Origin of the sequence: Sphingomonas sp. NBWT7 (genome assembly GCF_014217605.1) — a bacterium.
Classification (GTDB): Bacteria; Pseudomonadota; Alphaproteobacteria; order Sphingomonadales; family Sphingomonadaceae; genus Sphingomonas.
This window is the reverse complement of sequence record NZ_CP043639.1, coordinates 331144-343780: the sequence shown is the minus strand read 5'-3', so window position 1 is coordinate 343780 and position 12637 is coordinate 331144. Positions and strand designations below refer to the sequence as shown.

The following is a 12637-nucleotide window of genomic DNA, read 5'->3' as shown; positions in this document are numbered from 1 at the left end:
CGCCCCGTGACGATCGGCGACATCGAATGGCGCAACTCGCCGGGACTGACCGACTATGCCGCGGCGCTGGCCGAGATGGAGGCGCGCAATGCGGCGGTCGCGCGGCACGACGCGCGCGAGCTCGTCTGGCTGCTCGAACATCCTCCGGTCTACACCGCGGGCACCAGCGCCGACGCCGCCGAACTGATCGATCCGCGTTTCCCGGTCGTGAAAGCTGGCCGCGGCGGTCGCTATACCTATCATGGGCCCGGGCAGCGGATCGGCTATCTCGTTCTCGATCTTGCGCAGCGCGGGCGTGACGTGCGCTGCTTCGTCCACGGCCTCGAAGGGTGGGTGATCGCCGCGCTCGACCGCATCGGGATCGACGCGTTTCGCGCACCGGGGCGGATCGGGATCTGGACTCTCGACCGCGACGGACGCGAGGCGAAGATCGGCGCGATCGGCGTGCGCGTGCGCAAATGGGTCACGATGCACGGCTTTTCGGTGAACCTGGCGCCCGATCTCGCCCATTTCGGCGGCATCGTGCCCTGCGGCATCGCCGACTATCCCGTCACCAGCGCACAAGCGCTGGGCAACGCGGCAGATTTTGCAACCTTCGACGCCGCCCTCGCGTTTACCGCCGACGCTTTCCTCAAAAGCCTGACTTGTGTTCGACAAATCGAGGCTTGAGGGGGCGGCGTTCTATGACTAATATCCACCTCGATTTGGGTATTATGGATACGTCCGCCGTCCAAATCCATTATCTAGGGAGCTATCCATGCGTGCACTTTCGAAGATCCTGACCGGTTCGGCTATCGCGGCAGCCGCGCTGGCCGTGTCGGCCTGCGGGTCGAAGACCGAGACCACCGTCGACAACACGACCGTCACCGACATGAACGCCACCGAGGGCATGGACACCATGACCGACAACATGACCGCCGTGGACGGCGCGATGAACGGCGGCATGATGGCGAACGACACCATGATGTCGAACGACATGATGATGACCAACAGCATGACCACAACCACGAACGCGATGTAATCATCGCGCCAATGGCGTTATGTTGGGGGCCGTCCGGGCGACCGGGCGGCCTTTCTGCGTTTTGCGGGTGTCTCCTCAGCCCGGTCGATGCGACCGACTGAGGCGCGAACATGATGAAGAGGCTTGGATAACGGCCCGAAAATGCGTATGAATCCGCTGCGTTCGGGTCGGGGAGTTCAGAGAAAATGGGTCGGTTGCGGATCGCGGGGGTGGCTGTCGCCGCCGTGGCGCTTGTATCGTCGATGCCCGCATCGGCACAGTTCTTCATGAAGTCCAAGGATTTGACCGGCACCGTCGTGCGCGGCGACGAACCGGGTATCGCCATGGCGCTGCCGGGTGCCACCGATGCCGAGCGGCGCGCCGGGTTGACGTGGACGCTCCGCGCCGCGCTCAACGTCGCCGCGCTGCAATGCCAGTTCGAGCCGACGCTGCTGACGGTCGACAATTACAACGCGATCCTTACCGATCACCGTGCCGAGCTGAAGGACAGCTACGACACGCTGACCAAATATTTCCAGCGCACCAACAAGGCGCCCAAGGCGGGGCAGGGCGCGCTCGATCAATTTGGGACGAAAACCTATTCGAGCTTCAACGCCGTCGCCTCGCAATATAATTTCTGCCAGTCCGCCGGTGAGATCGGCCGTCTTGCGCTTTACGCGCCGCGCGGCAGCTTCGGCGTGATCGCGCAGGAGCGGATGCGCCAGCTGCGCAACAGCCTGACGCCGTGGGGCGAGCAGCAGTTCCCGCGCTCGTTCCACGCCGGCGCGCGCGTGCCGCGGCTCGACAAGCAGTGCTGGTCGGGCAAGGGCGAGTGGCAGGCGAAGAAGTGCGGTGTGCTCGATTTCCCGCCGCCCGTCGCCTCCGTCGCCGTCGCGCAGCGCTGATCCGGTCGCGCGCCGGCTGATTGCCGCCGGCGCGCCATTCAGTGATCAATCCGCGACGAAGGCGTTGACCGTGCGATCCTTACGCACGTGCTGGCCGTCGAACAACGTGCCGTTCATCGCGATCCACACGCCCGCCGGCGCTACCTGCGCCGCGGCGAACGCCATGCCAAGGTTGAACGTCGCATCGCTCTCCGCGAAGCGCGCCGGCGAAAGCGCACCGACCAGCACCACCGTCTTGCCCGCGATGCCGCGTAGCGCCTGCGCCGTCTGCGCCATCGTATCGGTGCCGTGCGTGACGACGATGCGCTGCTCGGGCGCATCGGCGATCGCCGCCGCGATCATGGCGCGATCCGCATCGGTGAGTTCGAGGCTGTCTTTGCGCATCAGTTCGACGCGGCGGTACGGCAGCGTCACCCGCGCCGTCGCCAGCATCCGATCGACCACGCTCTCGCCGATCTGATAGGTGCTGAGCGCATCGAAATAGAGTTTGTCGATCGTCCCGCCGGTGGTGAGGATCAGGATCTGGTTCACGTATCGCGCTCCTTCGGCTGGCAAGCGACGCGCCTTAGCGCCGTGCGTGACGAAACTGGAGCGGAAAGAGCCGGCACCTCGCCGCACCGCGACCGGCAGGCGCGGCAACCCGTTGATCGCCCCCGGCGTTCGGGTCCGATACGTATTCGTCAGGACCGATGATGTCGCTTCGCTCGCTGCCCCGCCCCGTCGTCGTCCTCGGGCTTGCGGGTATCCTGCCGCAGGCCGCGTGCGTCGTGTCGGGCGTTGTCGATCCCGCAGCGCGCTGGGCGGCGAATGCGGCGGGATGCTTCTACGCCGCGATCATCCTGTCGTTCCTCGGCGGCATCTGGTGGGCGGACGCGCTGCGTGCCGGCGATCGGCGGTGGTGGCACTACCTGCTTGCCGTCACCCCGAGCCTCGTCGCCTGGGGCGCATTGTTGCCGTGGTTCCAGGGGCTTGCCTGGCCGGGCCCGTCACTCGTCGTGCTGGGAGTCTGCCTGCTGCTCAGCCCTGTGGCCGATCGGGCGCTCACGCGCATTGCCGCGCCGCCGGCCGCCGGCTGGCTGCAGCTGCGGCTGATCCTTTCCTTCAGCCTCGGCCTCTGCACGCTCGCCCTCGCGCTGCTACCGCCGCCGGCGCTCGCGGGCTAGGCCGCGACGCGCTGCTTCGCGGGTTTCGGCGCCGGGTTGGAGAATTCCATACTGTCCTCGACCGATCCGAAGCGCAGCGCCATCACGTCGAGCGCGTAATTCTGGTTGAGCTTCCACGGTTTGCGGTTGCCCTGCTTGGGCAGCTGATCCGCGACGCGCTGAATATAGCCCGAGCTGAAATCGACGAACGGTTCGGGCGTGATCGCGTCGCCGCCGATGCGCGGCGTTGCCTGGCGCAGCCCGCGCTTCTTCATCACGTTGAGGATACGGCACAGGTACATCGCCACCAGATCGGCCTTCAGCGTCCACGACGCATTGGTGTAGCCGAAGGTGAAGGCGAGGTTGGGCACGTCGGAGAACATCATCCCCTTATATTGCAGCGCCTCGCCGAGTTCCTTTGCAACACCGTCGACCACCGGCGTGATCCCGCTGAGCAGCTTCACCTCGAGCCCCGTCGCGGTGACGATAACGTCGGCGGGAAGCTCGCGGCCAGATGTGAGCAGGATGCCTGCCGGAGTGAAGCGCTCGATCGTGTCAGTGACGACATCGGCGCGCCCCGCCCTGATCGTGTCGAACAGGTCGGCATCCGGCACCAGGCACAGCCGCTGGTCCCACGGGTTGTAGCGCGGCGTGAAGTGCGTTGCGACGTCATAATCGGGGCCGAGATGCTCGCGCACCCCGTCGAGCAGCTTCTGCTTCACCTTCTCCGGCTGCTTGCGCGTCATGCGATAGAACACCATGCCCATCAGCACGTTCTTCCACCGCGTCATGCCATAGGCGGTCTTGCCGGGCAGCTTGCGGCGCAGCCAGTTTGCGAGCGCGTCCTCGCCGGGGCGTGAGACGACATAGGTCGGCGAGCGCTGGAGCATCGTGACGCTCGCCGCCTGCTTCGCCATTTCGGGCACCAGCGTCACCGCCGTTGCGCCGCTGCCAATCACCACCACGCGCTTGCCGGCATAATCGAGGTCCTGCGGCCAGTGCTGCGGATGAACGATGCGGCCGGCGAAGCTCTCCTGTCCCGCGAAATGCGGCGTGTGCCCGCGATCGTAATCGTAATATCCCGAACACATGTGCAGGAAGTTGCACGTGAAAGTCGCCGTGCCGTCCGGCCCCTGCGTCGTCACCGTCCAGTGCGCATCGGGGGTCGACCATTCGATCGCCGTCACCTTGTGGCCGAAGCGGATGTGGCGATCGATCCCGCCGTCGCGCGCCGTATCCTCGATATATTCGCGGATCGACGGGCCGTCGGCGATCGACTTCGCCTTGGTCCACGGGCGGAAATTGTAACCCAGCGTGTGCATGTCGCTATCCGATCGGATCCCCGGATAGCGGAACAGGTCCCACGTGCCGCCCATCGCCTGCCGAGCCTCGAGGATCAGGTAGCTGCGATCGGGACAGCGCTGCTGCAGATGATGCGCCGCGCCGATGCCGGACAGCCCGGCGCCTACGATGATGACGTCGACGTGCTCGTTCATGCGCGGGATCCTCTTCCTGTCGCAACCCTAGCCCAACGACCGGTTGCGGAAAAGGACCTAACTTACCGCGATGTAAATTGCCTGTCCGGTGCCGCCCGCCCCCGCCAGGGGAGTGCGGCACGCGATCAATAGTCCTTCGAATAACGCAGTTGCGCGTTCGAGCCGCCGAACGAGCCGGCCTGCGTCAACAAGCTCAGCGACTTGGTCAGCGCGATCGTCAGCTGCGTCGCGGTGAAGCCACGCGCGTCGGTGACGATCTCGACGTAGATGTCGTCGGTCAGATACTTGCCTGCCGCCAGCGCACTGCCGCGCCCGCTCGCCTCGTCCGCGCCCAAGATCCGCAGCCGGTCGAAGCCGGTGGCCGAGCGCAGCTTGCCAAGCGGATTGAGTCCACCCCCCGAACCGCGCAGCGAGTTGAGCGCCGCCGCCAGCTGGATCGCCTCGGTCGCGGACAAATTCTCCGGATTGGTGCCGAACAGCAGCCGGCTCAGCACCTCATCCTGCGGCAGCGCCGGGGTTGAGGTGAAGGCGATCTGCGGCCGCTGCCCCGTCCCCGTGATGGCGATGACGAAGGTCACGTTGTCGTTCGTCGTCGTCGCGCGGATATCGATATCGGGATCGGTCAGCGCTCCGCCGCGGAAACGCACGCGGCCACGCTCGACCTCGAAGCGCTTGCCGGCGAACGAATAGGTACCGCGCACCAGATCAAGCCCGCCGGTGATCACGGGCGCCGCGGACGTGCCGCCGACGCGCAGGTCCATCTCCCACTCGCTCTCCAGCCCCATGCCGGAGACGAACAGGCGATTGTCGGCACGCACGCGCATGTCGAGGCGGAACAGCCCCGGCGGCGAAGCAGGCGCGGGCCGGTCGGTAATCCGCGCCGGGCGGGTGTCGCGCTTGCGCCGAACGCCGGTCAGTTCGGGGACCTCGGCCGATCCCTGGCGGATTATCTGGTAGCGCGCCTCGGGCACCGTGATGTCCGCCTTGATCAGCCCGCCATTACGCCCGTTGGTGATCGACACGGTGCCGCTCGCCGTCGCGCCGAGCGCGTCGGACTTGGCGAGCTGCGCGTCGTCGAGCTGCGCGTCGATCTGCATTGGATAGCCCTGATCGGCGGCGAGGCTGACATAGCCCTGCGCCTGCACGGTGCCGCGGCCGGCACGCGCGCGCACGCTGTCGATCTGCAGGCGATCGTTGGTGAAGCGTGCGCGGATCGCCATCTGCGACAGACGCGTGCCGTAGGTTTCGTTGTCGTAGGTCAGCGCATCGGCGCGGATCACGCCGTTGAGCCGCGGATCGGTCACCCGTCCGCCGAAATCGGCCGCGACCGCAATAGGCCCGGACAATTGCTGCTCGGCAAGACCGGCGAAGCTGAACAGCACACCCGACTGCCCGTTGTAGCGGATGCCGCCGCTAAGCGGCGCCGCCATCAGCCGCGAGGCCCACGAACCGCCGCTGCCGAGCGGACGCAGGAACGCCTGCATCCGGCCCACCGTCGTCGGCCCGCGCTTGACGAGCGCGCGCGCCTCCGCGCCGCTCGCCACCAGGCGCCCGGCGAACACAACGTCGACCGGCTCCGACACCGCGGCAAGGCTCGACCGCGTGAAGTTGCTGATCGCGACGCGCGCGTCCGCCTGCGGGAAAGCGTTGGCGTTCGCCTGGACGAAATCGAGGCTGCCCGTCGCGCGCCCACCAAGCCCGAGGTTGGGCACCAGCGCGTTGGCGATCGACAGGTCGAGGCTGTCGAGCCGCAGCTGCGCGTTGATCCCGTTGCCGTAGCTGCCGGCAACGCGCGCGCGGCCCTGATCGAACACGATCTGCGTCGGCGACAGGCGGTACGTCCCGCCGGTGGCGACGATCCGCGCCGGATTGCCGGTTTGGAAGTTGATGCCGTTCGTCTGGCCCTGCAGCGCGACGAGATAGTCGTTCGGCGACAGTCGTGCGTTGGCGGCGAGGCGGAACGGCACGCTGTTCGATCCGGTGAACAACGCCTGCGCGGTGCCGCGCCCGCCGGCATAGTTCACCTTCACCCGCCCGGTTTGGATCACCGTAGGGCCGTAGCGCAGGTCGGCGACCTGCGCGTCGGCGATCACCTGCGGCGTATCGTAGAGCACGATGCTGGCCTTCACGATCGCTCGGCCGATGACGAAATCGACCTGCCCCGGGATCTGTGCGGCATAGGCGCGCGCGTCGACATCGGCGCGTTGGTAGCGGCCCTGCGCCGCGAGCCGCATCGCGCCCGACAGCCCCGATCCGGCGAATTGCACGCGCCCGGCGAACGGCCCTGCGGCGGTCTGGACGACGCGCCCGGTGAAATTGACGCCGGCAAAGATCACGCGGTTGAGATCGACCGTCAGCTGAGCCCCCGGCCGGACGAGCACGTCGGCGTTGAAGGGGCCGTAGGTCGTGTTTCCCGTCGCCGTCACGGCATAAGCGCCGCCGCGCCCGACAATCCGTGCGTTGAGATCGGCGAGCCCGACGCCGACGCCCGGCCGCGGTGCGCGCAGCGTCACCACCGGGGCGGCGGCGCTGCCCGTCACTAGTGCGAACAATGGCCCATATTGCGCCGAATAGGCATCGGCGTCGACCAGCACAGCACCGCTGTTGAGATCGTAACGCCCACTGCCCCGCGTCACGCGGAAGGCCGGCGCGTTGAGCCGCACGTCGCGAAAGGTGACGATGCCGTTGGTGTCGTAGCCGAGGTTCGCCGCCGCCACCGCGTTGCCGCCGAGGAAGCTGCGCACGCCGTCGTTGAAGATCTCGCGCGTCTGCACCGCGACGCGGCCGACGATGCCGAAGCCGCCGTTGGGGGTGCTGACGAGCTTCGCGTCGGTCGTCAAATTGACGATACCGACGCTTTCGACGCGGAAATTGTTGACGCGGCCCTTCAGCGCACCGGTGTAGCGCCCCGTCTCCATGTTGGCGGCGATGATCGCGGTCGCATCGATCGTGTCGGACCAGATGCGCAGATTGTCCGACAGGATCGTCGGCATGTCGATCGCTAGGTCGCCGTCGATCCGCACGTTGGTCGTGAGACCGCCGAGCGCGGGATTGAGCCCGCTGATGCGCCGCGCGCGGGCGTGCACCGGCACCAGGATACGCGCGCTGTCGACCCGAGCGAGCCCCTCAGCATAGAGGTTTTCGACCGTCGTTTCGGCGAAGCCGAGCGTCGTCGCGCGCACCTTGTAATCCACCGTCGGCGTCGCGAACGCGCCGTTCAGCACCATCCGCGCGAGCACGTCGCGCCCGCGCAGGTTGGGCGCGATCGCGCCGGGCGTCAGCAGCTTCGCGTCGACCGCGAAATTGCCGAAGCGGCTTTTCGCCAGATCGATGATCCCGCCGGCGTCGACCGCCAGCGCGCTCGAGGCGAGCTTGATCCGCGTGTCGGCGCGGCGCTCGGCGAGCGTCGTGTCGATCGCGACGTCGAGCCGCGGCGCGGTAAGCCGTTCGACCGGCCCTTCGAGATAGAGGCCGGGCTGCGTCGTCCCGCGGATCTCGATATGTCCGTCGCGTGCCGACAGGTCGAGGTCGGCGAACTGCCCGCCGCCCAGCGTCGCCACGGCCTTGCCACGCCATGCCGCCCAGCTCCCCTGCCCGCCGATCGTCGCCGTCAGCGGCGCCTTGGTGCCCGCGATTGCCGCGACGAGACCGCCCGCCGGTGCGAACAGCCGCGCGTCGAGATCGAGCTTGTCGTCGTCGGGTACGGCGTCGAGCTTGAGCCGGAGCGTGTCGCCGCCGGCGACGCCGGGCGCGCGCAGGGCGGCGGCATCGACCGTCAGCTGCGCGCGCCGATCGGCGATATGCGCCGCGCCGTCGAGCCGCGCGATATGCCGCTGGCCCGCAACGGGCGCTTCCATCACGAAGCGCGCGACGCGCAGCCGGTCGATATCGATGTCGAGATCGGGCAGCAGCGGTGCGTCGGGATCGCTCGGCTGCGGAATGAATTCCGGGTTGCGCGTCATCGTGACGAGCTGGCTTTCCAGGCTCCGCACGTTGACGTGATTGTTGACGAAGGCGAACGGTCGCCAATCGACGTCGAGCCGCGGCGAGGAGATGAACACGCCTTTGGGATCGCTGACGCGCACGTCGCTCAGCACCATGCGCCCGTAGAGCGACCCGTCGATCCGCCCAACCTTGATGTTGAGCCCGCCCGCGGTGGTATATCCGCCGAGCTGGTCGGCCACCAGGCGCCGACCGGGATCGGTGTTGATGCCGAACACGATTACCAGCAGCAGGACGAGCAGCGCGGCGATTGCCACGCCGATCCACTTCAGGATGCGTAGCCACAGCGGGCGGTGCACGGCGACGGTATCGGTGGTGACGTTGTCCTCGGGCATCAGAATGCCTGCCCGATCGAGACGTAGAGCGCGATCTTGCCGTCTCCCGGGCGTGGGTTCAGCGGCGTCGCCAGGTCGACGCGCATCGGCCCGAAGTTGGTGTAGAAGCGACCGCCGACGCCCGCGCCGAAGCGTAGGTCGGACGCCTTGGGAAAGGTGCTCTCATAGGCGTTGCCGGCATCGATAAAGGGCACGATGCCGAAATTGCCGAAGCGGTAGCGCGCCTCGAGCGCGAATTCGTTGATGCTGCGCCCGCCGACCGGGCGCAGATCGCCGATGTCGATCTCGCCATCCTCGTTAGGGACGAGCGACGATACAGGCTCGAACGGCCCGAGGCGCTGGAAGCCGTAGCCGCGTACCGATCCGCCGCCGCCACCGTAGTAGCGGCGCGACGGCGCGATATCGTCGCGGTCGATGCCGAAGATCGATCCCGCGCGTGCGCGGCCGGCGATCACCAGGCTGTCGCTGACGGGATAATAGACCGTGCCCTCGATCATCGTGCGCGCATAGGGGCGGACCGAACCCTGTACCGACGTCTCGGGACTTAGGTTGAGCTTGAGGCGATAGCCCTTGGTCGGGTTGAGCAGGTCGTCCGACGTGTCCCACACCGCCTGCGCCGGGATGGCGGCGATGCCGTAGGTCCGGCGCACGCGCTCGTTGCGGGTGAAATCGAAGACACTCTCGTTGGTGCCGGTCAGTTCGGCACCGAACGCATAGGTGAAGCGCTTCTGCCAGATCGGCGTCGAATCATACGCCCAGCGCACGAATGCGGTGCCGGTAAAGGCATCGAACGCGTCATAGTTGGAATGGTTGGCCGCGACGCCCGCGGAGAAGGAGCGGTCGCGCTTGCCCGCATTCTGCCGGCGGAAGGTGGCCGAGGCGCCCTGCTGCTGCGTGCCGCCGATCGCGGTCAGGACCAGCGCGCCCTCGGGCGGGAAGAGGTTGCGGTGCGTCCAACTGCCCTCGACCTTGACGCCCTCACCCGTCCCATAGCCCGCGCTGCCGGCGAGGCTGCGCCACGGCCCCTTGCTCTGGCGGACGACGAGGTCGACCTGCTCGGTTCCGTCGGGCCCAGGCTGCCCGGTGCGTACCGGCTCGACCGCCAGCGTGTCGAACAGGCCGGTCGCGACCAGCGCCTCGCGCAGATCGTCGCGCTTGCGAGTGTCGAACAGGTCGCCTTGCTTGAAGCGCGGAAAGACGTTGAGGTGCTCGACGTCGAACACCGCATCGCCCTCCGGCCGAAGCACGCCGAACGACGAGCGCGGGCCGGTGTCGACCGGTAGCGTATAATCGCCCGTCACCGTCTCGTCGTCGAGAAGGATGTCGCGCTCCCCCACCTTGACGAAGGGATAGCCCCTCTGCGGCAGGATGAGGCTGACATTCGCCTCCGCGCCTTGGATGCGCGCCGCTTCGATCGGATCGCCGGTCTTCAGCGGCAATTGCTCACGCACGAGGTTGGGCGGCACGGTCGGGCCGGCGTTCACGGTGATCTGGTCGAGTTTGTAGAGCCGGCCCGGCGTCGCGGTAACGATCGCGCGCAGCTTCGCCGGCTCGCCCGGTACGTTCTCCAGTGTCGACACCGCGACGCCGTCGTAATAGCCGAGCGACTTCATCAGACGAACGGCGAGCCCCTCGTCCTCCTTCGCACGGGCATTGACCTGCGTCGCGTTGCCAGCCTTTCCATGGCCTTCGCGCAGCGCCGAGAGCGACTTGAACTCGTCGTCGAGACCGAGCGGTTCGAGCCCGCGAACCACCGTTTCGTAACGGATCTCGGGCGCGTCGGCGTCCTTGATATCAGCCACCGTCTGCAGCGGCACGGTATCCGCAGTGGACAGCGGGTTGAGCGGCTGGGCGAGTTCGGCGTCGACGACGGCAGGCGGTGGCAGCGTACCCGCGGGTACGATTGGCGCAGGCGTAATGGCAGGGGCCGCAGTGGTCGGTGCTTCGACGTCAGCCCGCGGCATCGGCTCGAGCGGCGCGTTGAGATCGCTCGACAACGGAGGCAACGCCGCATTGAATTCCGCATCGGGAACGATGACATTGTCTGTGGGATCAGCGGGTACAGACGGCTGACCAACTTGGCTCGTCGAGACGGTGCCGTTCGCGCCACCCGGCGTCGTGGCTTTCGGTGCGTCAGGCCCAGTCGCCGGTGCCGTACCCGGCTTCGCCATTTGCGCGGTTGCCGGTGCCGCGGCCGTGACCAACGCAACAGCCAACCAGCGATGACACCCCGAATTGAACCCCACCAAACGCCCCTTTTCCACCCGCAAATCGTCGTATTTTTTATTACCCGCCACAACCGCAACGCCTCAATGTGCGAATGGTTTCATTCGGTTGCGGCAATCATTCTGTCGCACTTGGGCTGGTCGTGCCGAACGAATACGGTTACGCTGCTTCAATTCGCGGCTTCCCGGCCCGAGGCGCTTATCCTCCCGTTCGGAGACCAATCATCGATGCATTCCCCTTGCTTTCCCTTGGCGATGGAGATCGGTTGCTGCGGCCTAGGACGCGGAAGCATAACGGATTGATGCAGGTGATTAACGGACGGCAGCTGGCGGCGCTCGGCGCGCTGGCACTCGCGGCGTGCAGCGGCGGATCGCAGGGCGCGCAGGAGAAGGGTCGCGGCGGCGGTCCTGTCCAGGTCGGTTATGTTGTGACGCGGCCGACGCAGGTGCCGCTCGTCACCGAGCTCGCCGGTCGTACCTTTGCCTACCGCAGCTCGGAGGTCCGCCCGCAGGTGACGGGCGTGATCCAGCGCCGCTTCTTCACCGAAGGCACGATCGTCCGCCAGGGCCAGCCGCTCTATCAGATCGATCCCAGTCTCTATCGCGCCGCCGCCAACGAAGCGTCCGCCAACGTCGCCAGTGCGCGCGCGACCGCCGAAGCGGCGCGCATCCGCGCAGACCGCTTCCGCCCGCTCGCCGCGATCGAGGCGGTGAGCAAGCAGGACTATACCGACGCCGTCGCAACGCAGCGGCAGGCCGAGGCGACGATCGCGCAGAACCGCGCGCAGCTCGAAACCGCGCGGATCAACCTGCGCTTTACCACCGTACCCGCGCCGATCAGCGGCCGGATCGGGCGATCGCTGTTCACCGTCGGCGCGCTGGTCACAACCAGCCAGGCCGATCCGCTGACGACGATCCAGCAGCTCGATCCGATCTACGTCGACATCCAGCAATCGGCCGCGTCGATCCTGCAGCTGCGCCGTGCGCTGGCGACCGGCGGCGTCCTTCCCGCCAACGCCACGGTGCGGCTGAAACTGGAGGACGGCAGCGATTACGGCCAGACCGGGACGGTCGAATTCGCCGAAGTCGTCGTCGATCAGCAAACGGGCACCGTCACGCTGCGCGCCCGCTTCCCCAATCCGCAGGGGCTGTTGCTGCCCGGCATGTTCGTGCGCGCGGTGTTCGCGCAGGCAATCACCGCCAACGCCATCCTCGTCCCCCAGGCCGCCGTGTCGCGCGATCCGCAGGGCAATGCCACGGTGTGGATCGTCAACGGCAACAAGGCCGTGCAGCGCACGGTGAAGGCCGATCGCGCCGAAGGGCAGAATTGGGTCGTTACCGGCGGGCTGCGCGCGGGCGAGAAGGTGATCACGCAGGGCATCAGCACGCTGCGGCCGGGCGCCGAGATCAAGGCGGTGCCCGCCGGCACGCCGCAACAACCCAAACCGCCGTCGCCCGAACAGCTCGAGCAGCAGCAGAAGGCCAAGGGCAAGGGCTGACGTGTCACGCATTTTCATCGACCGGCCCATTTT

The 12637-nt window shown here is 67.2% G+C and carries 9 protein-coding genes; 5 read left to right on the top strand and 4 right to left on the bottom strand.

Going from position 1 to position 12637, the window contains the following annotated elements:
* Positions 1-6: 6 nt before the first annotated feature.
* The 3 genes from lipB (at position 7) to F1C10_RS01600 (ending at position 1905) form a co-directional block, all read left to right on the top strand.
* Positions 7-669 carry a lipoyl(octanoyl) transferase LipB gene (gene lipB, locus F1C10_RS01610; RefSeq protein WP_185208230.1) on the top strand — a complete coding sequence of 221 codons (663 nt, stop codon included), beginning with the start codon at positions 7-9 and terminating at the stop codon, positions 667-669.
* 88 nt (positions 670-757) lie between these two features.
* A complete protein-coding gene (locus tag F1C10_RS01605) occupies positions 758-1021 on the top strand; it encodes a hypothetical protein (protein WP_185208229.1) in 264 nt (87 codons plus the stop codon).
* Positions 1022-1230: 209 nt separating this feature from the next.
* Positions 1231-1905 carry a hypothetical protein gene (locus F1C10_RS01600; RefSeq protein WP_308458068.1) on the top strand — a complete coding sequence of 225 codons (675 nt, stop codon included), beginning with the start codon at positions 1231-1233 and terminating at the stop codon, positions 1903-1905.
* A 45-nt stretch (positions 1906-1950) separates the two neighbouring features.
* Here the strand turns inward: F1C10_RS01600 and F1C10_RS01595 are convergent, their stop codons facing one another.
* Positions 1951-2436 carry an asparaginase domain-containing protein gene (locus tag F1C10_RS01595; RefSeq protein WP_185208225.1) on the bottom strand — a complete coding sequence of 162 codons (486 nt, stop codon included), beginning with the start codon at positions 2434-2436 and terminating at the stop codon, positions 1951-1953.
* 161 nt (positions 2437-2597) lie between these two features.
* Between F1C10_RS01595 and F1C10_RS01590 the strand changes: the two genes are divergently transcribed.
* Entirely contained in the window at positions 2598-3068 is a 471-nt protein-coding gene (locus F1C10_RS01590) for a DUF3429 domain-containing protein (protein ID WP_185208223.1), read from the top strand.
* Here the strand turns inward: F1C10_RS01590 and F1C10_RS01585 are convergent.
* The 3 genes from F1C10_RS01585 to F1C10_RS01575 all read right to left on the bottom strand — a co-directional run bounded on the left by F1C10_RS01585 (position 3065) and on the right by F1C10_RS01575 (position 11051).
* Positions 3065-4543 carry an NAD(P)/FAD-dependent oxidoreductase gene (locus tag F1C10_RS01585; protein ID WP_185208221.1) on the bottom strand — a complete coding sequence of 493 codons (1479 nt, stop codon included), beginning with the start codon at positions 4541-4543 and terminating at the stop codon, positions 3065-3067. The genes F1C10_RS01590 and F1C10_RS01585 overlap by 4 nt on opposite strands.
* Positions 4544-4668: 125 nt before the next feature.
* Positions 4669-8880: a translocation/assembly module TamB domain-containing protein gene (locus F1C10_RS01580; protein ID WP_185208219.1), complete on the bottom strand. Its 4212-nt coding sequence runs from the start codon at positions 8878-8880 to the stop codon at positions 4669-4671.
* Complete coding sequence (locus tag F1C10_RS01575) at positions 8880-11051, bottom strand: autotransporter assembly complex family protein (protein ID WP_185208212.1); 2172 nt, start codon at positions 11049-11051, stop codon at positions 8880-8882. The genes F1C10_RS01580 and F1C10_RS01575 overlap by 1 nt, the downstream gene beginning before the upstream one ends.
* Before the next feature lie 356 nt (positions 11052-11407).
* Here F1C10_RS01575 and F1C10_RS01570 point away from each other — a divergent pair, with 356 nt between their 5' ends.
* Positions 11408-12604, top strand: coding sequence for an efflux RND transporter periplasmic adaptor subunit (locus F1C10_RS01570; RefSeq protein WP_185208210.1), 1197 nt, complete (start codon positions 11408-11410; stop codon positions 12602-12604).
* Positions 12605-12637 lie beyond the last annotated feature (33 nt).